The organism is Pseudomonas putida (assembly GCA_029953615.1).
Taxonomy (GTDB): Bacteria; Pseudomonadota; Gammaproteobacteria; order Pseudomonadales; family Pseudomonadaceae; genus Aquipseudomonas.
Genome location: CP124529.1, coordinates 2908083 through 2930187 on the forward strand (window position 1 = coordinate 2908083; position 22105 = coordinate 2930187).

At 64.8% G+C, this 22105-nt stretch carries 21 protein-coding genes, 1 tRNA gene and 2 pseudogenes; 12 read left to right on the forward strand and 12 right to left on the reverse strand.

The window, feature by feature from the left end:
* Positions 1 to 94 precede the first annotated feature (94 nt).
* The 3 genes and pseudogenes from selA (at position 95) to QIY50_13260 (ending at position 3544) form a co-directional block, all read left to right on the forward strand.
* The gene (selA, locus tag QIY50_13250; GenBank protein WGV18467.1) at positions 95 to 1522 is read left to right on the forward strand and encodes an L-seryl-tRNA(Sec) selenium transferase; all 1428 of its coding nucleotides are present in this window, start codon (positions 95 to 97) and stop codon (positions 1520 to 1522) included.
* Positions 1519 to 3442: pseudogene (gene selB / locus QIY50_13255) on the forward strand (selenocysteine-specific translation elongation factor). The gene selA and the pseudogene selB overlap by 4 nt, the downstream one beginning before the upstream one ends.
* A gap of 6 nt (positions 3443 to 3448) precedes the next feature.
* Positions 3449 to 3544, forward strand: a tRNA-Sec gene (locus QIY50_13260).
* Positions 3545 to 3670: 126 nt separating this feature from the next.
* Here the strand turns inward: QIY50_13260 and QIY50_13265 are convergent.
* A complete protein-coding gene (locus QIY50_13265) occupies positions 3671 to 4669 on the reverse strand; it encodes an asparaginase (GenBank protein ID WGV18468.1) in 999 nt (332 codons plus the stop codon).
* 61 nt (positions 4670 to 4730) lie between these two features.
* A pseudogene (locus tag QIY50_13270) lies at positions 4731 to 6174 on the reverse strand (alanine/glycine:cation symporter family protein).
* Between the two features lie 179 nt (positions 6175 to 6353).
* On the opposite strand from QIY50_13270, the gene QIY50_13275 reads away from it, so the two are divergent.
* Positions 6354 to 7163: a helix-turn-helix transcriptional regulator gene (locus tag QIY50_13275; GenBank protein ID WGV18469.1), complete on the forward strand. Its 810-nt coding sequence runs from the start codon at positions 6354 to 6356 to the stop codon at positions 7161 to 7163.
* Between the two features lie 12 nt (positions 7164 to 7175).
* Here the strand turns inward: QIY50_13275 and QIY50_13280 are convergent, their stop codons facing one another.
* Positions 7176 to 8021, reverse strand: a complete 846-nt coding sequence (locus QIY50_13280; protein ID WGV18470.1) for an alpha/beta hydrolase — start codon at positions 8019 to 8021, stop codon at positions 7176 to 7178.
* A gap of 239 nt (positions 8022 to 8260) precedes the next feature.
* Here QIY50_13280 and QIY50_13285 point away from each other — a divergent pair, with 239 nt between their 5' ends.
* Both QIY50_13285 and QIY50_13290 read left to right on the forward strand, forming a co-directional pair.
* Positions 8261 to 9145 (forward strand): sugar nucleotide-binding protein, encoded by an 885-nt coding sequence (locus QIY50_13285; protein WGV18471.1) that lies wholly within the window; start codon positions 8261 to 8263, stop codon positions 9143 to 9145.
* The gene (locus tag QIY50_13290) at positions 9138 to 10070 is read left to right on the forward strand and encodes an NAD-dependent epimerase/dehydratase family protein (GenBank protein ID WGV18472.1); all 933 of its coding nucleotides are present in this window, start codon (positions 9138 to 9140) and stop codon (positions 10068 to 10070) included. The genes QIY50_13285 and QIY50_13290 overlap by 8 nt, the downstream gene beginning before the upstream one ends.
* Positions 10071 to 10200: 130 nt before the next feature.
* Here QIY50_13290 and QIY50_13295 read toward each other — a convergent pair whose 3' ends face one another.
* Complete coding sequence (locus tag QIY50_13295) at positions 10201 to 10644, reverse strand: helix-turn-helix domain-containing protein (GenBank protein WGV18473.1); 444 nt, start codon at positions 10642 to 10644, stop codon at positions 10201 to 10203.
* Positions 10645 to 10746: 102 nt separating this feature from the next.
* On the opposite strand from QIY50_13295, the gene QIY50_13300 reads away from it, so the two are divergent.
* Complete coding sequence (locus QIY50_13300; protein ID WGV18474.1) at positions 10747 to 11952, forward strand: MFS transporter; 1206 nt, start codon at positions 10747 to 10749, stop codon at positions 11950 to 11952.
* Here the strand turns inward: QIY50_13300 and QIY50_13305 are convergent.
* From QIY50_13305 to QIY50_13325, 5 genes are all read right to left on the reverse strand, one after another.
* A complete protein-coding gene (locus QIY50_13305) occupies positions 11940 to 12623 on the reverse strand; it encodes an OmpW family outer membrane protein (protein ID WGV18475.1) in 684 nt (227 codons plus the stop codon). The two genes, QIY50_13300 and QIY50_13305, sit on opposite strands and share 13 nt — an antisense overlap.
* Positions 12624 to 12732: 109 nt before the next feature.
* Entirely contained in the window at positions 12733 to 13245 is a 513-nt protein-coding gene (locus tag QIY50_13310) for a DUF3299 domain-containing protein (GenBank protein ID WGV23051.1), read from the reverse strand.
* 126 nt (positions 13246 to 13371) lie between these two features.
* Positions 13372 to 14637, reverse strand: a complete 1266-nt coding sequence (locus QIY50_13315; protein WGV18476.1) for an ABC transporter permease — start codon at positions 14635 to 14637, stop codon at positions 13372 to 13374.
* Positions 14637 to 15347: an ABC transporter ATP-binding protein gene (locus QIY50_13320; protein ID WGV18477.1), complete on the reverse strand. Its 711-nt coding sequence runs from the start codon at positions 15345 to 15347 to the stop codon at positions 14637 to 14639. The genes QIY50_13315 and QIY50_13320 overlap by 1 nt, the downstream gene beginning before the upstream one ends.
* Positions 15348 to 15932: a DUF2796 domain-containing protein gene (locus QIY50_13325; protein ID WGV18478.1), complete on the reverse strand. Its 585-nt coding sequence runs from the start codon at positions 15930 to 15932 to the stop codon at positions 15348 to 15350.
* Positions 15933 to 16062: 130 nt separating this feature from the next.
* Between QIY50_13325 and QIY50_13330 the strand changes: the two genes are divergently transcribed.
* Entirely contained in the window at positions 16063 to 16407 is a 345-nt protein-coding gene (locus QIY50_13330; GenBank protein WGV18479.1) for a hypothetical protein, read from the forward strand.
* A gap of 135 nt (positions 16408 to 16542) precedes the next feature.
* Here QIY50_13330 and trxA read toward each other — a convergent pair whose 3' ends face one another.
* From trxA to QIY50_13345, 3 genes are read right to left on the reverse strand one after another with little or no spacing between them, the layout of a single operon-like run.
* Positions 16543 to 17415, reverse strand: a complete 873-nt coding sequence (gene trxA, locus QIY50_13335; GenBank protein WGV18480.1) for a thioredoxin — start codon at positions 17413 to 17415, stop codon at positions 16543 to 16545.
* A gap of 31 nt (positions 17416 to 17446) precedes the next feature.
* The gene (locus QIY50_13340; protein WGV18481.1) at positions 17447 to 18106 is read right to left on the reverse strand and encodes a 50S ribosomal protein L11 methyltransferase; all 660 of its coding nucleotides are present in this window, start codon (positions 18104 to 18106) and stop codon (positions 17447 to 17449) included.
* The gene (locus QIY50_13345) at positions 18107 to 18559 is read right to left on the reverse strand and encodes a YbaY family lipoprotein (GenBank protein WGV23052.1); all 453 of its coding nucleotides are present in this window, start codon (positions 18557 to 18559) and stop codon (positions 18107 to 18109) included.
* 106 nt (positions 18560 to 18665) lie between these two features.
* Here QIY50_13345 and nrdR point away from each other — a divergent pair, with 106 nt between their 5' ends.
* The 4 genes from nrdR to ribBA are packed head-to-tail and all read left to right on the forward strand — an operon-like array spanning position 18666 to position 22081.
* The gene (gene nrdR / locus QIY50_13350; GenBank protein WGV18482.1) at positions 18666 to 19130 is read left to right on the forward strand and encodes a transcriptional regulator NrdR; all 465 of its coding nucleotides are present in this window, start codon (positions 18666 to 18668) and stop codon (positions 19128 to 19130) included.
* Between the two features lie 2 nt (positions 19131 to 19132).
* A complete protein-coding gene (gene ribD, locus QIY50_13355) occupies positions 19133 to 20263 on the forward strand; it encodes a bifunctional diaminohydroxyphosphoribosylaminopyrimidine deaminase/5-amino-6-(5-phosphoribosylamino)uracil reductase RibD (GenBank protein ID WGV18483.1) in 1131 nt (376 codons plus the stop codon).
* A 42-nt stretch (positions 20264 to 20305) separates the two neighbouring features.
* On the forward strand, positions 20306 to 20971 hold the full coding sequence (locus QIY50_13360) for a riboflavin synthase (protein ID WGV18484.1): 666 nt from the start codon (positions 20306 to 20308) through the stop codon (positions 20969 to 20971).
* A gap of 18 nt (positions 20972 to 20989) precedes the next feature.
* Positions 20990 to 22081, forward strand: coding sequence for a bifunctional 3,4-dihydroxy-2-butanone-4-phosphate synthase/GTP cyclohydrolase II (gene ribBA / locus QIY50_13365; GenBank protein ID WGV18485.1), 1092 nt, complete (start codon positions 20990 to 20992; stop codon positions 22079 to 22081).
* Positions 22082 to 22105: the final 24 nt, after the last annotated feature.

The window sequence follows — 22105 nt, forward strand, 5'->3', positions numbered from 1 at the left end:
CCGCTCCCAAATGGACCTGCGCAGAACCTTGTGGGAGCGGGCACGCCCGCGGAGAGGCCAGAACAGACAACGGAATAGTCCAAGGTAGTACCGCATGTCCTCCAGCCTAGCCAGCGACACCCCACGCCTGCCCTCCATCGACACCCTTTTGCGCCACCCGGCCTGCCTCCCGCTGATCGACCGCCATGGCCGCGACGCGGTCCTTGCCACCCTGCGGCAACTGCTCGACGACCTGCGCGACCCTGCCCGCAGCGGCCAGCTCAGCGCCGCCGAACTGGCCGCTGAAGTGCTGCTGGGCCGCACCGGCGAACGCCTGGCCACCCAGCAGCGCAGCCAGGTCCGCCGTGTGTTCAACCTCACCGGCACTGTCCTGCACACCAACCTCGGCCGCGCCCTGTTGCCAGAAGAGGCCATCGAGGCCATGCGGACCGCCGCCCGCTACCCGCTCAACCTGGAATTCGACCTGGCCACCGGCAAGCGCGGTGACCGGGACGACCTCATCGAAGGGCTAATCCGCGAGCTGACCGGCGCCGAAGCCGTCACCGTGGTCAACAACAACGCCGCCGCCGTGCTGCTGGCGCTCAACAGCCTGGGCGCGCGCAAGGAGGGCATCATCTCCCGCGGTGAACTGATCGAGATCGGTGGCGCCTTCCGCATCCCCGACATCATGGCCCGTGCCGGCGTGAAGCTGCACGAAGTCGGTACCACCAACCGCACCCACGCCCGTGACTACGAGGCTGCCGTCAACCCACGTACCGGCCTGCTGATGCGCGTGCATTGCAGCAACTACAGCATCCAGGGCTTCACTGCCCAGGTGCCCACCGCCGAGCTGGCGCGCATCGCCCGCCAACATGACTTGCCGCTGCTGGAAGACCTGGGCAGCGGCAGCCTGCTTGACCTTACCCGCTGGGGCCTGCCCGCCGAGCCAACCGTGCGTCAGGCCCTGGCTGACGGTGCCGATATCGTCACCTTCAGTGGCGATAAACTGCTGGGCGGGCCGCAAGCCGGGATCATCGTCGGGCGCAAGGCGCTGATCGACAGAATCAAGAAGAACCCGCTCAAGCGCGCGCTACGGGTCGACAAGATCACCCTCGCCGCACTTGAAGCGGTGCTGGCGCTGTACCGTAACCCCGACCGCCTGGCCGAGCGCTTGCCCAGCCTGCGCCTGCTGACCCGCAGCCAAGCCGAAATTCGGGCCCAGGCCGAGCGCCTGGCGCCAGCGCTCAAGGCCTGCCTCGGCGAACAGTGGGCGGTCAGCGTGGAGTCGGCGCTGGGCATGATCGGCAGTGGTAGCCAGCCGGTGGCCCGCCTACCGAGCGCAGCGTTGTGCCTGCGCCCGCAGGTTTCGAAAAAGCTGCGCGGGCGCAGCCTGCACGTGCTGGAGCGGGCCTTGCGTGACCTGCCGGTGCCGGTGCTCGGGCGCATTGCCGACGACGCCCTGTGGCTGGACCTGCGCCAGCTGGATGACGAAGCCCAGTGGCTGGCACAGTTGCCCGCCCTGCAATTGGGGCCGGTACAGTGATCGTTGGTACCGCCGGCCACATCGACCACGGCAAGACCGCACTGCTTCAGGCCCTGACCGGCCAGGCCGGGGACCAGCGCCAGGAGGAGCGTGCGCGTGGCATGACCATCGACCTTGGCTACCGCTATGCGGCCTTGACCGAGGGCGCAGCACTGACCGGTTTCATCGATGTACCGGGCCATGAGCGCTTTATCCACAACATGCTGGCCGGCGCCCAGGGCATCGACCTGGTGTTGCTGGTAGTGGCGGCCGACGACGGGGTGATGCCACAAACCCGCGAGCACCTGGCAATCATCGAGCTGCTGGGCATTCCCCAGGCATTGGTGGCGATCAGCAAATGCGACCGGGTAGAGTCGGCCCGCCTGGCCGAAGTTCAGGCACAGGTCAGCGAATTGCTGGCGCCGGGCCCTTATGCGGGGGCACGGCAGTTGCCGTTGTCGAGTGTGACCGGCGAAGGTATCGATGCCCTGCGCCAGGCTTTGCTGGCGGCCGGGCAGCGCGTGCGCCAGCGCAGTGTGCGCGGCGGATTCCGCCTGGCCGTTGACCGTGCTTTCGCTGTCACCGGTGCGGGGGTGGTGGTCACGGGTACGGCGCTGGCCGGGCGGGTCAGTGCCGGCGACACTTTGTTGCTGGGCAAGGCCGGCAAACCGGTGCGGGTACGTGGCCTGCACGCGCAGAACCAGGCCGCCCTGGTGGCCGAGGCGGGCCAGCGGGTGGCGCTGAACATCGCAGCCGAACGCCTGGCGGTGGAGCAGGTGCATCGGGGTGACTGGTTGGTCCCCGAGTGGCTGCATGCGCCCAGCGTGCGGGTGGATATCGAGCTGAAGCTGTTGCCGGGCGAGACCCGCACCTTCGAACATTTCAGCGCGGTGCATGTGCACCTCGGTACCCAGGACGTAACGGCCCGAGTGGCCTTGCTCGAAGGTGAAACCTTGGTGGCGGGCCAACGTATGTTCGCCCAGTTGCTGCTCAACGCGCCGCTGCAGGCGGTACACGGCGACCGCCTGGTGCTGCGCGACCAGCGTGCCCAGCGCACCCTGGGGGGCGGCAAGGTACTTGATCCGTTCGCACCAAGCCGTCAGCGTCGCAGCGATGAGCGCCTGCGCCAGTTGCAGGTGCTGCGCGATGCCGAGGACCTGGAGCAGGCCCTGCCGGCGCTGCTCGCCAGTGCACTAGGGGGTATCGACCCGCAGCGCCTGGAGCGACAGTTCAATCGCCTGCGCGAAACCTGGCAGATGCCGGAAGATGTGCTGGTGGTGGCCACGCGGCAAGGCCAAGTGCTGTTTGCCAGTGCGCGGTGGCAAGCGCTCAAGCACCAGGTGCTGGAGCAGCTGGCGCGGTTCCATGAACAGGAGCCCGACCAGCTCGGCCCGGACCGCGACCGCCTGCGCCGCTTTGCTGCCTTTGCCGCTGGAGCGGCCTGCTTTTGTCAGCCTGCTGGATGAGTTGCTCGATGACGGCGCCATTGCCAGCAGCGGGCCTTGGCTGCACCTGCCCGATCACAAGGTGCAGTTGAGCGACGCCGACAGCGCGTTATGGGCGAGTCTGCAACCAAAGTTGCTGGCGGGGCACTACGATCCGCCCTGGGTCAGGACGCTGGCGAGTGAGGAGAATTGTGCCGAAGCCGATGTGCGCCTGTTGCTGCGCAAGCTGGCCCGGCTGGGCCTGGTGCACCAGGTGGTGCGCGACCTGTTTTACCCCGAGGCGACGCTACAGCGCATGGCAGAGCTGCTGCTGGGGCAGGCCAGTGAAACGCCGATAGTGCAGGTTGCTGCGTTTCGCGATATGTTGGGCATTGGTCGCAAGCGCAGTGTGCAGATACTGGAGTATTTCGACCGCATCGGCCTGACCCGGAGGGTGGCCGATCAGCGTCACATTCGCGCCGACAGCGCCCTGGCCCAGCAGCAGGCCAGGCACTGAGTTCAAGGAAGGCAATCGCGCCCGGTGGCGCGGCCGGGCTTCAAACCCGGTTGGGGACGGCAGCCGTTCCCGGGCAGGTTCGACTCCCGCTGCCTTCCGCCATTTTCTTTTGCCTGATCTGGCCCTATCGCCGGCAAGCCAGCTCCCACAGGTACTCCATAGGCTTCGGGCCTGGTGTTATCCCTGTGGGAGCTGGCTTGCCGGCGATAGGGCCAGATCAGGCGGCACTCAGGCCCGCTCCCCACACAGGTCCAGGGCAAACCACCGCTCTGCCGTGTCGACATCCAGCCCCGCTCCCAGCAGCGCAACCATCTTGGCCAGTGCCGCCTCGCGGGTCATGCCCCCGCCACTGACCAGCCCGGCCCCGCGCAAGCGGTTACCCGCCGCATAGGTATCGAACACCACCGACCCCTCAGGGCACTGGCTGATAGCCGCCAGCATCACGCCCCGCTGGCGCGCCGCACTCAGCACATCCAGCAATGCCTGGTCATCCGATGGCCCGGTACCGCTGCCATAGCACTCCAGCAGCAGCCCTTGCACGCCGCTGCCCAGCAGTGCCTGCAAGTGCGCGGCCTGCAAGCCCGGGAACACCGGCACTACCGCCAGGTTGACCGGCTGGCGCGGGTGCTTGTAGCCAAGCTCGGCAGGGATCGCCGTAGCGCGCTCACTGTCACGATGGCGCGGCAGCGCGGCGAAGGCATCGAACGCCTCGCTGCGCAGCTTCGAAGCCCGGCAGCCATGCAGCAACTGGCCGTGGAAGTACAGCTGCACGCCAGCTTCCAGCCCTTGTTCGAACTGGCGCAGCGCGCCGCACAGGTTGCCCCATGCATCGCTGTCTGCGGCACCCGCCGGCAGCATCGAGCCGGTCAGCAACACCGGCACCGGCAGGCCCAGCAGCAGGAATGACAATGCCGCGGCGCTATAGGCCAGGCTGTCGGTGCCATGCAGCACCAGCACGCCATCATGGCCAGCCACCTCTACCGCTGCGACGATGGCATCGCGCATCGCCAGCCAGTTGTGCTGTTGCATGTTGGCGCTGTCCAGCAGCGGGTCCAGTTCCTGCAGGGTCCATTGCAGCTGAGGCGCATCGGCCATGTGGGCGAAGTGTTCGCGCATGCGCGCTTCGAAGCCACCTGCCGGCGCCAGGCCTTCGGGGGTTTCGAGCATGCCGATGGTGCCCCCGGTATAGAGAACGAGGAGATTGTTTACTGCTCGCATGGGAAGCATCCGTAGCGGTGAGCGGAGAAAGGTAAGCCGCCCACGGACGGGGCGGCTGGAAGGGAGAATATCAGCGCTGTGTCTGGACTTCGCCGACTGCTTTGTCAGTGGCTGTTTCCGCCTGCGGATTGGCAGGCCAGGCATTGCGGTCCAGGTCCAGGTCAGCGAACTTGGCCGAATCGAACACCGGCTGGTCGACGCCGGCTTTGCGCTGGTCGTCGTAGTCGCGCATTACCCGCAGGCCGACCTTGAACAGCAGGGCCAGGGCAATCAGGTTGACGAAGGCCAGGCAGGTCATGGTGATGTCGGCGAAGGCGAACACGGTCGACAGGTCCTGCAGCGAACCCCATACCACCAGTGCCAGCACCAGGCCACGGAACACCATCAGTACCACGCGATTGCGGGTGAGGAACTGCAGGCTGTTCTCGCCCAGGTAGTAGTTGTAGAGGATGCAGGTGAACACGAACAGCGACAATGCCACGCTGACGAACACACGGCCCCAGTCACCAACCACGGCAGCCAGCGAGTTCTGGGTCAGGACGATGCCGTCACCTTCGAAGCCCGGGGTGTAGAAGCCCGACAGCAGGATCAGCAGCGCGGTGCAGGTGCAGATCACGAAGGTGTCGAGGAACACGCTGAAGGCCTGGACCACGCCCTGGGCACCCGGGTGTTTCACGGCGGCCACGGCGGCGACGTTCGGCGCACTGCCCAGGCCCGCTTCGTTGGCGAACACACCACGCTTCACGCCCATGACGATGGCGCTGCCGAGGCAGGCCGCCGAACGCCGGGTCGAGGCCGAAGGCGCTCTTGAAGATGGTTTCCAGCATGGCTGGCACGTGTTCGATCTGGGTGCCGATCACGTACAGGGTCACGCCGATGTAGGCCAGGGTCTTGACCGGTACCAGCAGGTCCGACACTGCGGCAATGCGCTTGATGCCGCCGATGAAGGTGATGGCCAGCAGCACGGCGAGGACGATGCCGGTGTGTTTGGGGTCGAAGGCGAAGGCGTTCTGCAGCGAGTGGGTCACGGTGTACGACTGCAGGCCGATGAAGGCGAAGCCGTAGGTGACCAACAGCAGGATCGAGAACACGATGGCCATGCTTTTCAGCTTCAGGCCATGCTGGATGTAGTAGGCCGGGCCGCCACGGTACAGGCCGTCGCCGTCGGCGCGCTTGTAGACCTGGGCCAGGGTACATTCGAAGAAGCTGCTGGACATGCCCACCAGTGCGGTAACCCACATCCAGAACACTGCGCCTGGGCCGCCGAGGGTCACGGCGATGCCGACACCGGCAATGTTACCGGCGCCCACGCGGCCGGCCAGGCTCAGCATCAGGGCCTGGAAGGAGCTCAGCTGGCCAGCCTGGCCACGCAGCGACTCCTTGAACACACCGAACATGTGGCCAAAGTGGCGGAACTGGACGAACCGGGAGCGGATGGTGAAATAGCTACCCAGCCCTACGATCAGCACAATGAGAAGTTTCCCCGAGAGGAAATCGTTGAGTACTTCGAGCATTGGAAAATGACCTCGATTCTTATTGTTCGTGTGGAAAGACCAGCGGACGGCGGGCGCACCGCTATTCGTTGGGGCGCATGGTTGGCTATGACAAGACCGGTTACAATTTCGCGGGTTGCTCTGTTTTGGTGCAACTTGATGCTACAATTGCGCCATTCGCGTCACCTGAGCCTCGTGTCATGAGCGATCATTTCGCTACCAATCTAAAACTGGCCTGCAGCCACTACCGCTCTATCTCGGAAGTTTGCCGCAAGCTTGCGATCAATCGCGCACAGTTCAACAAGTACCTGAGCGGGCAGAGCCGTCCGACGGCATTCAACCTCAAGCGCATCAGCGACTTCTTCGGTGTCGAGGATTACGAACTCAATTTGCCGCCCGAGCAGTTCAGCCGCCTGATCGGCGCGCGCGTGCCTACCTTGGCCGAGCAACCCGGGGACCCGATCAGCGATTTGTTCCGCCCCTTGCACGAACATGCCGGCAATCTGTCGCGCTATTGCGGCTACTACCTGGAGTATTCCAACTGCATGTCGGTGCCGGGCACGATCCTGGTGTCGCTGGTGCACCTGTGGGAAGAGCGCGGGCAGTTCCTGTTCGAGCGTCAGGAACGCCAGGAGCGCTCCACCGCTACCAATCCCCATGCCGAGGTGCGTTGCCGCTACCTGGGGGCGGCGTTCCAGTTACAGGACCGCATGTTCCTGGTCGACTACGAGTCGCTGACCTTCAACGAGATGAGCCAGACCATCCTCATCCCCAGCTTCAAAAGCCGCATTACCCGCCTGAACGGCCTGAAGGCCGGCGTTTCCAGCGGCGACCAGCGCTACCCTGCGTGCACCCGGGTGGTGTGGGATTACCTGGGAGAGGAGATCAATCGCATCAACGCCTATCGCCAGGTAAAACTGTACCAGCCGGATGATCCACGTATAGATGACGACATACGTGAGCGTTTGAGTGCGAGACCGCTTACTAACGGGTTGTTTGAAATCAAGTAGTGGTCGACACGTTCAGGCGTCATCGAGAATGAAGGCTTCCACAGCGCTCGCAACCTGATCGGCAATTGCCGGTGTATTGCGTAAGTGGGCAGCGATGCCATGGTCGCAGTCTGTTAGAAACAGGCAGTGCAAACGCGACGCTGAAACGGATTGCATCAGGGCCTGGGTAACTTCTTCAGGGATCGGGCTGTAGCGTTCAGTGCCGGCAAGCCACAGGTTGCCGGCGCTTGTTCCAGGGCCTTTGCCGAATCGCTGTGAGTTGAGCCCGTCGTATTCGCCAATCACCATCATTACTCTTCCAGGGAACTGGCTGAGGAAGGCGTAGCTATCGCTTTCGAGAAAGCCGAAAGGCTTGCTGATGGCAGCAGTGAATGCCGGGCCAAACGGCGCCTTGTGGGCATGGTCTGGATAGACTGCCGGGCAGATCAGTACGATGTTGTCCACTTGTGGCAAGCGTGCCGCGAGCTTGAGCGTGATTGCCGCGCCGAGGCTGTGGCCGATGAGCGTTCGGCATCGCGGTGCGATATGCGCGTGGAAACGCTGTGCTTCGTCAAGATTGGTGGCCAGTGACGGCGATATTGCGCCTGGCTCACTGGCGAGGCTATGACCTGACAGATTGGCAGTGAGTGAACCAATGCCGGCGGCTTGCAGGCGATAGAGCAGGGGATTGAGCCGGGTAAAGTCGGAGCGAGCGCCCCCCAGGACGAATGCCGGCGCTGCGCGTTCGATATCGGGTACCAGCAATCGGGCTTGTTGCTGGTAGTTTTCAAATACTTCGTCGATGAACAGTTCTTTGCCAGGGGCAAGTTCGTCGAACTGCCATTTCAGGCGCTGAGGGGAACCCGTTTGAAAGTGCATGGTGCTCTCTGGAAGAACCGGCTTTGGCCTGAAGGCAGAATAAGCGGTTATCAGCAGCAGCGGAAGTCAGCTCGCTCCTGGTATTTCACCGGCGATTTCTATCGGTGGCGGTGTTGAACTGTGAAACTCTGGAATCACTGCCACAGTGGGATCGAACGGGGCCGGTGTTGGACTTCCCCGCCCAGAAACCGCAAAATGACCCCTTTCCTTCAATCAACCTCTCCGGATCTGCTGACTCTATGCGTATGCGCCTAATGCTGTTGGGTGGTGGCAATGCCCTCGGGCAAGCGCTGATTCGTCTTGGGGCCGAGGAGGACATCGCATTCCTGGCGCCGCGCCCCCCCGAGAACGGCTGGACGCCGGCCAGCCTCACCCAGTTGCTCGACGACCATCGCCCCGATGCCCTGGTCAACCTGGCCTATTACTTCGACTGGTTTCAGGCCGAGTCGGTCAGCGAGCAACGCCTGGCTCAACAGGAGCGGGCGGTGGAGCGGTTGGCGGAGCTGTGCCAGCACCACCAGATCACCCTGGTGCAGCCTTCCAGCTACCGCGTATTCGATGGTGCGCGGGCCACGGCCTACAGCGAAAAGGACGAGCCAGTGCCGCTGGGCTTGCGGGGCCAGGCCCTTTGGCGCATCGAGCAGAGCGTGCGCGCGGCTTGCCCGCAACACGTGCTGTTGCGCTTTGGCTGGCTGCTCGACGAAAGCATCGATGGGGCGTTGGGGCGTTTCCTGACCCGCGCCGAGCAACCCCAGGAGCTGCTGCTGGCTGATGACCGGCGCGGCAACCCGACGCCCGTCGACGACGCCGCCCGGGTGATCCTGTCGGTGCTCAAGCAACTGGATTGCAGTGCGCCGCTGTGGGGCACCTACCATTACGCCGGCAACGAGGCCACCACGCCGCTGGCGCTGGGCCAGGCGATCCTTGCCGAAGCCGGCCAGTATCGCCAGTTGGCCGTGCAGGCGCCGACGCCGCAGGCCCATGCCGCGCGCCCGGATGCCAGCGAAGAGCCGCAGCACGCGGTACTGGCCTGCAAGAAAATCCTTCACACCTTCGGCATCAAACCGCGCGCCTGGCGCGCCGGCTTGCCGCCCCTACTGGACCGGTTCTACCGCCATGGCTGACGCCCCCATCCTGATCACCGGCGGTGCCGGCTTCATTGGCTCCCACCTGTGCGATGCGTTGTTGGACAAAGGCTACGCCGTACGCATTCTCGACGACTTCTCCACTGGGCAGCGGGGCAACCTGCAGGTCGGCCACCCGCGGCTGGAACTGGTTGAAGGCGATGTCGCCGATGCCGGGCTGGTCACGCAGGTTGCGGCTGGCTGCCGTGCCGTTGTGCACCTGGCGGCGGTGGCCTCGGTGCAGGCCTCGGTCGAGGACCCGGTGCGGACCCACCAGAGCAATTTCATTGGCACCCTCAACGTGTGCGAAGCCATGCGCGTGCATGGCCTGCGCCGGGTGTTGTTCGCCTCCAGTGCGGCGGTATATGGCAACAATGGCGAAGGCGAGTCGATTGCCGAAGACACCCCCAAGTCGCCGCTGACCCCCTATGCCGTGGACAAGCTGGCCAGTGAGCAGTACCTGGACTTCTACCGTCGCCAGCATGGCCTGGAGCCGGTGGTGTTCCGCTTCTTCAATATCTTCGGGCCGCGTCAGGACCCATCCTCGCCGTATTCCGGGGTGATCAGCATCTTCTCCGAGCGCGCAGTGCAGGGCTTGCCGATCACGGTGTTCGGTGATGGCGAACAGACCCGCGACTTCCTCTACGTGGGCGACCTGGTGCAGGTGATGGTGCAGGCGCTGGAGCAGCCACAGGTCGAGGAGGGGGCAGTGAATATCGGCCTTAACCAGGCCACGTCGCTCAACCAGCTGCTGGCGGCGTTGGAGAAAGTGGTGGGTAGCTTGCCAGCGGTCAGCTATGTGGCGGCACGCTCGGGTGACATTCGCCATTCGCGGGCGGATAACCAGCGTTTGCTGGCGCGGTTCGAGTTTCCGCAGGCGACGCCGATTGTCGAGGGGCTGGCGCGGCTATTGGGCAAGAGCTGAAATTCCTGGGGGCGCTTTGCGCCCCTATCGCCGCCAAACCAGCTCCAACAAATGGGGCGCACCTCACCCTGTAGGAGCGGCCTTGCCGGGGCGCAGGACCGGTCGGATGGGCTGCGCAGCAGCCCCAGAATCACCCATGCCGCACAACTCTGCGCAGGCAATCCCCTGCCTCCAGCACCCGCCCGTCCCGGGCCCGCACCTGCAGTGTTTCCAGCGCCTGCCCCGTATCGCCATCCACCAGTTCCGAACGCACCTCTCCCGCCTCGAACAGAAACCGCTCCCCCCACTGCCTCAAGCCAACCACTACCGGAAACACCGATTGCCCTTTCTCGGTCAGCACATACTCCTTGTAGGCGCTGCCATCCGACGCCGGCTGCAGCGTCAGCAGCCCGCTCTCCACCAGCCACTTGAGCCGGGAGGCGAGGATATTCTTCGCCAGCCCCAGGTTCTTCTGGAATTCACTGAAACGCCGCAGGCCATCGAAGGCATCGCGCAGGATCATCAGCGCCCAACGGTCTCCCAGCACCTCAAGGGCCCGTGCCACGGGGCATTGCGCATTGTTTTCATCGAGCATGGACGGCGCCTTTCGTGATCATCTGGTTGCAGATTAAAACCACATTTGCTAAATAGCCAGCATGTGGTTTCAATTCGAAACCAGATAGACGAGGCCAGCCCGATGAAGCCTGCACTGACACGCTGGATCACCCTGCTGCTGGCCACCACCAGCGCCATGGCCGTGGCGACCGTGTATTTCGCCCAACCTCTGCTCGAGTCGATGGCCGCGGACCTTGGCGTGGCGCAGCAGCAGATCGGTTGGGTAGTTGGCGCGACCCAGGCGGGCTATGCCCTGGGGTTGTTGCTGATCGTGCCGCTGGGGGACCTGATCGACCGCAAGCACCTGTTGCTTGGGCAGTTACTGCTCTCGGCCCTGGCGCTGGTGGGTGTAGGCATGGCGCCGAGCTGGGCGCTACTGCTGCTGGCCCTGGCCATCACCGGGCTTATGGCGGTCATGGTGCAGGTGATGGTGGCGCATGCCGCGAGCCTTGCCACCCCTGGCCAGCAAGGGCAGGCCGTGGGCAGCGTCACCAGCGGCGTGGTGCTGGGCATTCTGCTGGCGCGGCTGGCCTCGGGCGGGCTTGCCGACCTGGCTGGCTGGCGCAGCGTGTACCTGTTTGCCGCAGGGCTGCTGATGCTACTGGCGCTGGTGCTATGGCGCAGCCTGCCCATGGGGAAGCCGGTGATGCTGCGGTCTGGCTACCGGGCGCTCATCGTTGCCCAGTTCAGGCTGTACCAGCACGATCGGCTGCTGCGTCAGCGTGGGCTGTTCGGCATATTGATCTTCGCCGCGTTCAGCGTGCTGTGGAGTGCCATGGTCATGCCCCTGAGCGCCGCGCCATTGGCGCTGAGCCATACCCAGATCGGTCTGTTCGGCCTGGCGGGTGTTGCCGGCACATTGGCGGCCGCGCGCGCCGGTCGCCTGGCCGACCAGGGGCGGGGAGAGCGTACCACCGGGTTGGCGCTTGTTCTGCTGGTGCTGTCTTGGCTGCCTACGGCCTTCGTCAAGCATTCACTGCTGGCCTTCGGGCTGGGTGTGCTGATGCTGGACTTTGCCGTGCAGGCGGTGCATGTCACCAACCAGAGCCTGTTGCTGGCCGGGCGTGGCGCAATGGCCAGCCGGTTGATCGGCGCCTACATGTGCTGTTATTCGCTTGGCAGTGGGCTTGGGGCGGTACTGGCGAGCTGGGTATATGCCCATTGGGGTTGGGCAGCGGTGTGTGGGCTTGGGATGGGCATCAGCGCGATCGCGCTGGGGTATTGGCTAGGGTTGCAACGTGCGAGGGCGGCCGAAGCCGCCCTGCAGTGTTCAGGTCAGAACTTGTAGCCAAGGCCGACCATGTACACCCACGGGTCGACTTCGACGTTGACCTTGGTCTTGCTGTAGCCCAGTGCGGACGGGCCGTCGACGCTGGCTTTGGTGTCGATGTCGACGTACCAGACCGCGGCGTTGACCAGCAGGTTGTCGGTGAGCATGTAGTCCATGCCCAGCTGACCGGCGATGCCGACCGAGTCCTGCAGCTTCAGGTTGCTGAAGCCCTGCTGCTTGCGTGCACTGCTGAGGTCTTCATCGAAGAACAGGGTGTAGTTGATGCCGACGCCGGCATACGGCTGGAACCTGGAAGTCGGTTCCATCGGGTAGTACTGCAGCGACAGGGTCGGCGGCAGTTGCTTGATGTCGGCTAGCTTCCCGTCCAGGCCGCCGCCCAGGCCTTTGACGCCGACGGTGTGCTTGAACGGGGTGGCGGCCAGCAGCTCCAGGCCAACGTGGTCGGTGAGCATGTAGGCGAAGGTCAGGCCCAGCTGGGTGTCGCTGTCCAGGGTAGCCTTGGTACCCGAAACCTTGTTGCCATCGAACTTGAGGTCGCCGCTGCTTTCGTTGGGAGCAGTGGTGATGGCGCCGGCGCGCAGGATCATATCGCCTGCCTGATAAGCGTGGGCGGCAGGTGCGGCGAGCGCAAGGGCCACGATTGAGGCGCCGAGCAAGGTCTTGTTCATGGAAGCTCCCAGAGGACGTGAGTAATCGAGTAGTCCAATGGTACGGATGCGGTTAAACAGAATGTTTGACCCAGCTCAAAGAAGCGTCTTCACGAATTCGAAACAGGTCTCACTTCAACTCGTACGCGTATATTTTCTCGGCCTCCATCTGGTATCCGGCATCGGCCAGCTCGCTGCTGGAGGCTCTAACCTGCATCTTTCCCTCGATCCAGTAGGGCTGATAGAGGTCTTCGATGCGCACGCCCATTTCACTGAAAATGTGCACGATCTGGTTCGACGGTGGGGGTGGCACGTGGATGCACGCGCCGTAGTAGGGGACCAGCAGGAATTCGGTGGTGCGGCCTTCTTCGCTGACCTCCAGCGGCACGATGTAGCCAGGCAGCTTGACCTGCTGGCCGTCGAGGCTTTTTACCACCGGAGCGTCGGGCGCCTGCTGGCGCGCCGGTGGGGCGGACTCGGCGGACAGGGCGTTGCTGAGCTGTGACATGTCGTGCAGCGGGGCGAGTTGTGGCGGGATGAGCGGGGCGCCTTCGGGGATGAGGGCGGGCCAGTCCAGTTCGCGGGGTTCGCCAGCCCACAGCGGCATCGCTACTGTCAGCAGCAGGATCAGCAGCGTATGCAGTGCTGGCCTCTTCGCGGGCATGCCCGCTCCCACAGGGTTTACCGCAGGCTTCGAACCTGGTGAAGGACCTGTGGGAGCGGGCGTGCCCGCGAAGAAGGCAGTGAGGTTTCTGATCATTGCACACACTCAGAGGTGAATGGACAGGCCATCGGCCAGCGACTGCCGATAGGCCCGCCACGCCGGCACGCTGCCCATCAGCAGCGCGGCCCCCAGGATGATAGCCAGCAATGTCCACTCATGAGCACTGGGCATGGCCAGCGGCAAATACAAACCATAGTTGGCCTGCACATACCCCTGTGCCAGGGCGATACCCGCATACAGCAAACCAAGCCCGGCAGCGATCCCGACCGCTGCCAGCGTCAGCGCTTCCAGCACCAGCAGCCCCGCGATGTGCCACGGCCTGGCGCCAACCGAACGCAATATCGCCATTTCCCGCCGACGCTCGTTCAGGCTGGTGAGAATCGCCGTGAGCATGCCGATCAGGCCGGTCAGCACCACGAACAGCGACACCACGAACAGTGCCTGCTCGGCAGTGCCCATAAGGCTCCACAGTTCTTGCAGGGCTACCCCGGGCAGGATCGCCAGCAACGGCTCGCTGCGGTATTCATTGATCTCCCGCTGCAGGCTGAAGGTCGCGATCTTGCTGTTCAGGCCGAGCATGAATGCTGTGATGGCGGCAGGCTGCAGGTTCATGGTGCGTGCCTGCTCGGCGCTGACACGCCCGGTGCCGCGGGCTGGCACGCCGTTGTGCCAGTCGATGTGGATGGCTTCCATGCCGCCCAGGCTGATATGCAGCGTGCGGTCGACCGGCGTGCCGGTGCGCTTGAGTACGCCGACCACGGTGAACGGCTTGTCGTCGTGCTTGACCAGGCTGATCGCGGCGACCCCATGTGCCAGCACCAGCTTGTCGCCCAGCTTGTAGTGCAGTGCCTCGGCCACTTCGGCGCCGAGCACCACCTCGAACGGATCATCGGCAAACGCGCGGCCCTGGCTCAGTTCCAGGTGCTGGCGGCGGCCGTACTGGTAATGGCTGAAGTAGTCGCCAGTAGTGCCCATCACCCGATAACCGCGGTGCGAGTCGCCCAGTGAGATGGGGATGGCCCATTTCACCCGCGGGTCTTTGGCGTAGTGCTCATAGCTGTCCCAGCGGATGTTGTTGGTGGCGTTGCCGATGCGGAACACCGAGTACAGCAACAGGTTCACCGAGCCGGAGCGGGCACCGACGATCAGGTCGGTACCGCTGATGGTGCTGGCGAAGCTGGCCCGGGCCTCGGTACGGACCCGCTCCACGGCCAGCAGCAGGCACACCGACAAGGCGATGGCAAAAGCCGTGAGAAATGCAGTGAAGCGGCGGTTGGCCAGGCTGGCCAGGGCAAGGCGGAGCAGGTACATCAGGCCTCCCGGGGCTTGGCGGCACGGTTGAGTTCGGCCAGCGACAGGTGTCGGTCGAACAGCGGCGCCAGGCTCTGGTCGTGGCTGACGAACAGCAGGCTGGCACCGGCGGCACGGCATTCATCGAACAGCAGACGGATGAACGCTTCGCGGGTGTCGGCATCCAGCGCCGAGGTCGGTTCGTCGGCGATCACCAGTTCGGGCTGGCCGATCAGTGCGCGGGCGGCGGCAACCCGTTGCTGCTGGCCGATCGACAGGCTGTCGGCGCGACGGGCGAGCAGCGCGGGGTCGTCCAGGCCAAGGTGGGCCAACAGTGTGCTGGCCGCTTGGTCGACACTGCCATGGCGCTGCTCGGCGCGCGCCTTGCGGCTACGCGAGAAACGGCAAGGCAGCTCGACATTTTCGCGTACCGAGAGGAACGGCAACAGGTTGAACTGCTGGAAGATATAACCGGTGTGGTCGACCCGGAAGCGGTCACGGGCGCCTTGGCCCAGGCGGCCGAGGTCCTGACCGAGCAACTGGATACGGCCTTGGCCCGGTACGTTCACCCCGCCCAGCAGGCCCAGCAGTGTGGTTTTGCCACTGCCGCTGGGGCCTTTGAGAAACAGGGCCTCGCCAGCTTCCAGACGGAATGCCGGAATGTCCAGCAGCGCGGGCTGGCCTGGCCAGGCGAACACCAGGTCATGCAGTTCGATCAACGGCTGGCGCATTCAGAACGCGACCGCGGCCTTGGCCGGCGTGGTCTCCACGCCTTTCTGGCCATTGGGGCCGATCAGTTGCACATTGATTTTCTGGGTGGCCGGGAAGGCTTTGAACAGTGGCGCAAGGTCCACCTGTGCCAGTTTGTCGGGGTTGGTGCAGGTCAGCTGGTAGCGAGCGCCGATGTCGCTGTGCTGGTGGTTGTGTTCGTGTTCGTGTTCGTCGCCATCGTCGTCGGCTTTCGGAGCATCACCGAACAGCGGGCTTTCCAGTTCCTGCTGGTCTTCCTTGCAACCGGCGGCAGCGGGCAGACCAAACAGCTTCAGCGGTTGTTCGAGCTGCTGGCGCACCGCCGCAACCTTGGCCTTGTCGGCGTCGCTGTTGGCGGCGTGTTCGAAGCCGACCAGGTTCATTGCCGGGCTGTCCAGCTCCAGCTCCAGGGTGTTGCCATCGAGTACGGCGTTGAGCTTGGCCACGCCATGCTCGTGAGCGCCGAGAGTGCCATGGGCGTGGTCATGATCATGCTCATGCTCATCAGCGTGGGCATGGGCCAGGGGCAGCAAGGCGAAGGGCAGGGCGAGCAACAGGCGACGCATGGACGGCTCCGGAGCGGACGGGAAGATTGGGTTATGTTATAACAACTTTTCTGCGCGTCGCCAGCCTGCGTGGCGCAGGTTTCATGTTGCGGTAGGATGGCAGCATTGACTTGGGTTCAGGGAATGCAGCATGAGAATTCGTGGGCAGATTGGTGACTGGCCTGTGGATCTGACCATCGAGCTGGAGCCTGAAGAGTGGGCGCAGCTGGGGCGGCAGAGCGACGTACCGGTGGTCGCGCAAGCTGTTGCGACGGCAGCGGTGGCAGCGCCGCGCCAGGATGACGGGCAATGGACTGCGGCGCGCGAGGTGTTGCGCCTGGCAGGGCAGATGAGCGGGCCGGAATTGCTGGATCGGCTGGAAGGGCTGGCCGGGAGTACGGCGGCGGGCAAGCGGCTGCTGGTGCGCTTGCGGCATAGCAATGAAGTTAAGGTGGAAAGTGGCGTGGACGCGCCGGTTTATCACTGGGTGGGATAAATCTGTATTGCCTGTGCTGGCCTATTCGTGGGTAAACCCGCTCCCACAGGATTTCACAGCACTTGGGGCCTGCGCAATTCTGTGGGAGCGGGTTTACCCGCGAACGAGGGCAAAGCCCTCGCAATGAGCCTCAAGTCAAAACATCGCCGCCGACAGCTTGCGACGATAGACCCCAACCAGCGGGTGATCCCCACCCAGCAACTCGAACACCTGCAGCATCGCCTTCTGCGGCAACCCGTTCTCATAGCCGCGGTTACGCTGGAACAGCTTCAGCAACCCTTCCAGCGCCGCTTCGTACTGCTGGCGTGCCAGCTGTTGGATACTCAGCTGATAGGCCGCCTCGTCATCCTGCGGGTTCTGCGCCAGGCGGCTTTTAAGGTCGGCCACTTCCGGCAGGCTGGCGGCCTGGCGCAGGAAGGTCAGCTGGGCCTTGGCGCCGGCCAGTGCAGCTTTATGTTCGTCAGTCTTGACCGCGTCCAGCACAACCTGGGCTTCACCCAGTTCACCGCGTTCGGCCAGGCAGCGGGCATACAGGATCAGCGCTTCGGCATTGCTGTTGTCCTCACCCAGCAGGGCCTGCAACAGCGCTTCGGCCTCGGCAAAACGGCTTTCTGCAAACAGCCCCTTGGCCTGCTCCAGCGGCGATGCGCTGGGGGCGGCGGGCAATTGCACGTGCGGTTCGAGCATGGCACGGATCGCCGATTCCGGCTGCGCACCGGCAAAGCCGTCCACGGGCTGGCCGTCCTTGAACAGCACCACGGTCGGCAGGCTGCGGATGCCGAACTGGGCAACCACCTGTTGCTCCACGTCGCAGTTGATCTTGGCCAGCAGCAGCTCGCCCTGGTAGCCCTCGGCGATCTTGGCCAGCAGCGGCATCAGTGCCTTGCACGGCGCACACCACTCGGCCCAGAAGTCCACCAGCACCGGTTTGTGGAAGGAGTTCTCGATTACCAGTTGCTGGAAGGTGGCATCGGTAGCGTCGAAAATGTAAGGCGTGTCTTGGGTCATCGCGACTCTCGCAAACTCGTGAATGACACCACTATAAGGTGTCGCGGCTGGCGTGGTACAGGCTGACCCGGCGGAATTCGTGCGGCTCGGCCAGGTCCGGCAGGGTCAGCGCTTCGAGCACGCCCAGTTGCCGGTACAGCGGGTGGCTGAAGTCGCGTACCCGCGAGTCGGCCACCAGCGCCTGGCGCCCGCGGTCGAGGAAGGCATCCAGCAGCGGCAGGTTGGCGCGGTCGTACAGCACATCGGCCACCAGGATCAGGTCGAAGCGGTCGTCCTCGGCAAAGAAATCGCTGCTGTAACCCAGTTCCACTCCGTTCAGCGCGGCATTTGCGCGGCAGGCATCGAGTGCCAGCGGGTCGAGGTCGCAGGCTACCACTTCCAGCGCACCGGCGCGGGCAGCGGCAATACCGGCGATACCGGAGCCGGCGCCAAAATCCAGCACGCGCTTGCCGGCTACCCATTGCGGGTGCTCGGCCAGGTAACGGGCCATGGCCAGGCCGCTGGCCCAGCAAAAGCTCCAGTAGGGCGGTTCTTCAAGAATGCGCCGGGTCTCTTCGCTGCTGAAGGCGCGGTCCATGTTCTGGTCGTCGATCAGCCACAGCCTGAGGTCGCAGCCGGGCAGCTCGCTGACGACAAGACGCGCTTCGCCGATCAGGCCGCTAAGGGCCTGTTGCAAGGAGACTGGCGCCACTTACGGCGCCTTCTCGAAACGCAGTGGGCCGATGGCCTGGGTCTGGGCCTGGGTAATGCGCACCGGCGGCAGGTGCATGATCAGTTGGCCGGAACGGCTGGCGCGGCCGCGCAGTTCGACCCGGGCGCCGGCGGGGAACGCCTCGGGGTTGAAGCGCAATTGGTAGGGCAAGGCCTGGCCGGTGCCGGTCAGGTTGCTGCTGGCCAGCAGGCGCTGGGGGCGGTCGCGTTCGTCGATGACCAGCAAGGCCAGCTCCACGTCGGCACCGGCAGGGATTTCCAGCAAGGTGCCGCTCAGCTCGCGCTGGTAGGCCGGCAGCGGGCCCAGTACTGCGGCCGGCTTGGCCGTACGGGCTGGCGTGGGGGCCGCAGGGGCGTCGGGCTTCGGCCTGTCGCTGCCGCAGGCGGCGAGCAGGGCGGCGCAGCACAGCACGACGAGCGCTCGGTAATGCATGGGGTAGTCCTTCACGGGCAGATTTGCCATGGATGTTAACCCCTTTGGCTTGTCTTGCCAGTGGGATGCGCTACCATGGCCCTCCCTTTTTTTGTTGCCTGCCACCATGCACTGTCCCTTTTGCGGTGCCAACGACACCAAGGTCATCGACTCTCGCCTCGTCGCCGAGGGCGAGCAGGTGCGCCGCCGCCGCGAATGCGTCGCCTGCGGCGAGCGCTTCACCACCTTCGAAACCGCCGAGCTGGTGCTGCCCCGGCTGATCAAGCAGGACGGCACGCGCCAGCCCTTCGACGAAGATAAACTGCGCGCCGGCATGCAGCGGGCGCTGGAAAAACGCCCGGTCAGCGTCGAGCGCCTGGAAGCGGCGCTGGCGCATATCAAGAGCCGCCTACGCGCCACCGGTGAACGCGAAGTCAAATCTTTGGTGGTGGGCGAAATGGTCATGGCCGAGCTGCGCAAGCTCGACGAAGTGGCCTATATCCGTTTTGCCTCGGTTTACCGGCGCTTCCAGGACCTCGACGAGTTCCGCGAAGAAATCGACCGCCTGGCTCGCGAGCCGGCTAAAGAGTGACCATGCCCAGCCAAGCTGCGATCCTCGACGCCCACTACATGGCCCGCGCGCTGGAGCTGGCGCGCAAGGGCCTGTACAGCACCCACCCGAACCCGCGCGTAGGCTGCGTGATCGTGCGCGATGGCGAGGTGGTCGGCGAAGGCTGGCATGTGCGCGCCGGCGAACCGCATGCCGAAGTGCATGCGCTGCGCCAGGCAGGTGAGCGTGCCCGTGGCGCCTGTGCCTATGTCACTCTCGAGCCGTGCAGCCACCATGGCCGCACACCGCCGTGCGCCGAAGCGCTGGTCAATGCCGGCGTGGCACGAGTGGTGGCCGCCATGCAGGACCCCAACCCGCAAGTGGCGGGGCAGGGCCTGCGGCGCCTGGCCGAGGCCGGTATCGAAGTGGCCAGCGGCGTGCTCGAGGCCGAGGCCCGTGCACTCAACCCCGGTTTCCTCAAGCGCATGGAGCACGGCCTGCCGTTCGTTCGCGCCAAACTGGCCATGAGCCTGGATGGCCGCACTGCCATGGCCAGTGGCGAAAGCCAGTGGATCACCGGCCCCGCCGCCCGCTCGGCGGTGCAGCGCCTGCGCGCCCGTTCCAGCGTGGTGTTGACCAGCGCCGCCAGCGTGTTGGCCGATAACGCACGGATGACCGTACGCGGCGCCGAACTGGGCCTGGATGCCGAAACCACCGCTCTTGCACTCAGCCGCACACCGCTGCGCGTGCTGGTCGATGGCCGCCTGCGCCTGCCGCTGGATGCCCCGTTCTTCCAGGCCGGCCCGGCGCTGGTGGTGACCGCTGTCGCAGATGACCCGCGCTATGCCGCTGGTGGCCACGAACTGCTCAGCCTGCCGGGTGACAATGGCCAGGTGGACCTGCCGGCGCTGCTGCAAGCCCTGGCTGCCCGTGGCGTCAACGAAATCCTGCTGGAAGCCGGTGCCGGCCTGGTCGGCGCCTTCGCCCGGCAAGGCCTGGTCGACGAATACCAGTTGTTCGTCGCCGGCACCTTCCTCGGTTCCCAGGCCCGCCCGCTGCTGGACTGGCCACTGGACCGGATGAGTGAAGCGCCGCGGCTGAAAATTACCGAAATGCGCGCAGTGGGCGATGACTGGCGGGTCACGGCCATCCCCCTGCCGGCGCCCGGCGTATAATGCCAGGCTTGCCCCGCGCAAACCGTTTTTGAGGAAGACCCCATGTTCACCGGCATCATCGAATCCATCGGCACCATCCGCAGCCTGACCCCCAAGGGTGGCGACGTGCGCGTCTACGTCGAAACCGGCAAACTCGACCTGGGTGACGTCAAGCTCGGCGACAGCATCGCCGTCAACGGCGTGTGCCTGACCGCCGTCGAACTGCCGGGTGACGGCTTCTGGGCCGACGTCAGCGTCGAAACCCTCAAGCGCACCGCCTTCATCGACCTCAAGAGCGGCAGCAAGGTCAACCTGGAAAAAGCCCTCACCCCCACTACCCGGCTGGGCGGGCACCTGGTCAGCGGCCACGTCGACGGCGTCGGCGAAATCATCTCGCGCAGCGATAACGCCCGCGCCATCCAGTTCCGCGTGCGTGCACCGAAGGAACTGGCCAAGTACATCGCCCACAAGGGTTCGATCACCGTCGACGGCACCAGCCTGACGGTCAACGAGGTCAATGGCGCCGAGTTCGAGCTGACCATTGTCCCGCACACCCTGTCCGAAACCATCATGGCCGACTACCGCGCAGGGCGTCGGGTAAACCTTGAGGTCGACCTGCTGGCCCGTTACCTGGAGCGCTTGCTGCTGGGTGACAAGGCTGCCGAACCGAGCAAGGGCAGTGGCATTACCGAAAGCTTCCTGGCCGCCAACGGCTTCTTGAAATCCTGATTGAGAAGGGGGTGCCGCGTGGCGCTCAACAGCATCGAAGAACTGGTCGAAGACATCCGCCAGGGCAAAATGGTCATCCTCATGGATGACGAAGACCGTGAAAACGAAGGCGACATCATCATGGCAGCGGAGTGCTGCCTGCCCGAGCACATCAACTTCATGGCCAAGCACGCTCGTGGCCTGATCTGCATGCCGATGACCCGCGAGCGTTGCGAAACGCTGAAGCTGCCGCTGATGGCGCCGCGCAACGGCTCGGGCTTCGGTACCAAGTTCACCGTGTCGATCGAAGCCGCCGAAGGTGTCACCACCGGCATCTCCGCCGCTGACCGCGCCCGCACCGTACAGGCGGCCGCCGCCAAGGATGCCAAGGCCGAAGACATCGTCAGCCCTGGCCACATCTTCCCCCTGATGGCCCAGCCTGGCGGCACCCTGGCCCGTGCCGGCCACACCGAAGCCGCCTGCGACCTGGCGCGCATGGCCGGGTTCGAGCCGAGTGGCGTGATCTGCGAAGTGATGAACGATGACGGCACCATGTCGCGCCGCGCCGAACTGGAAGTGTTCGCTGCCGAGCACGGCCTGAAGATTGGCACCATCGCCGACCTGATCCACTACCGCATGATCCACGAGCGCACCGTGCAGCGCGTCTCCGAGCAACCGGTGGAGAGCGAGCTGGGCGAGTTCAACCTGGTCACCTACCGCGACGCGGTGGAAGGCGACGTGCACATGGCCCTGACCCTGGGCAAGATCTGCGCCGAAGAGCCGACCCTGGTGCGGGTGCACAACATGGACCCGCTGCGCGACCTGCTGCTGGTCAAGCAACCGGGCCGCTGGAGCCTGCGCGCGGCCATGGCCGCCGTGGCCGAGGCCGGCAGCGGCGTGGTATTGCTGCTGGGTCACCCGCTGGACGGCGACGTGCTGCTGGCGCACATCCGCGAAAGCGCCGGCGATGCCCCCGCCAAGGTACCGACCACCTACAGCACCGTGGGTGCCGGTTCGCAGATCCTGCGTGACCTCGGTGTGCGCAAGATGCGCCTGATGAGTTCGCCGATGAAGTTCAACGCGATATCCGGATTCGATCTGGAAGTTGTAGAATACGTGCCCTCCGAGTGACTTGAGGCGGCAATGACGCCCTCC

Bases quoted from the DNA above. Each gene is read 5' to 3' on its own strand.
- selA (WGV18467.1), top strand. From the start codon at position 95: ATGTCCTCCAGCCTAGCCAGCGACACCCCACGCCTGCCCTCCATCGAC.
- QIY50_13265 (WGV18468.1), bottom strand. From the start codon at position 4,669: ATGCTTCCCATGCGAGCAGTAAACAATCTCCTCGTTCTCTATACCGGG.
- QIY50_13275 (WGV18469.1), top strand. From the start codon at position 6,354: ATGAGCGATCATTTCGCTACCAATCTAAAACTGGCCTGCAGCCACTAC.
- QIY50_13280 (WGV18470.1), bottom strand. From the start codon at position 8,021: ATGCACTTTCAAACGGGTTCCCCTCAGCGCCTGAAATGGCAGTTCGAC.
- QIY50_13285 (WGV18471.1), top strand. From the start codon at position 8,261: ATGCGTATGCGCCTAATGCTGTTGGGTGGTGGCAATGCCCTCGGGCAA.
- QIY50_13290 (WGV18472.1), top strand. From the start codon at position 9,138: ATGGCTGACGCCCCCATCCTGATCACCGGCGGTGCCGGCTTCATTGGC.
- QIY50_13295 (WGV18473.1), bottom strand. From the start codon at position 10,644: ATGCTCGATGAAAACAATGCGCAATGCCCCGTGGCACGGGCCCTTGAG.
- QIY50_13300 (WGV18474.1), top strand. From the start codon at position 10,747: ATGAAGCCTGCACTGACACGCTGGATCACCCTGCTGCTGGCCACCACC.
- QIY50_13305 (WGV18475.1), bottom strand. From the start codon at position 12,623: ATGAACAAGACCTTGCTCGGCGCCTCAATCGTGGCCCTTGCGCTCGCC.
- QIY50_13315 (WGV18476.1), bottom strand. From the start codon at position 14,637: ATGTACCTGCTCCGCCTTGCCCTGGCCAGCCTGGCCAACCGCCGCTTC.
- QIY50_13320 (WGV18477.1), bottom strand. From the start codon at position 15,347: ATGCGCCAGCCGTTGATCGAACTGCATGACCTGGTGTTCGCCTGGCCA.
- QIY50_13325 (WGV18478.1), bottom strand. From the start codon at position 15,932: ATGCGTCGCCTGTTGCTCGCCCTGCCCTTCGCCTTGCTGCCCCTGGCC.
- QIY50_13330 (WGV18479.1), top strand. From the start codon at position 16,063: ATGAGAATTCGTGGGCAGATTGGTGACTGGCCTGTGGATCTGACCATC.
- trxA (WGV18480.1), bottom strand. From the start codon at position 17,415: ATGACCCAAGACACGCCTTACATTTTCGACGCTACCGATGCCACCTTC.
- QIY50_13345 (WGV23052.1), bottom strand. From the start codon at position 18,559: ATGCATTACCGAGCGCTCGTCGTGCTGTGCTGCGCCGCCCTGCTCGCC.
- nrdR (WGV18482.1), top strand. From the start codon at position 18,666: ATGCACTGTCCCTTTTGCGGTGCCAACGACACCAAGGTCATCGACTCT.
- ribD (WGV18483.1), top strand. From the start codon at position 19,133: ATGCCCAGCCAAGCTGCGATCCTCGACGCCCACTACATGGCCCGCGCG.
- QIY50_13360 (WGV18484.1), top strand. From the start codon at position 20,306: ATGTTCACCGGCATCATCGAATCCATCGGCACCATCCGCAGCCTGACC.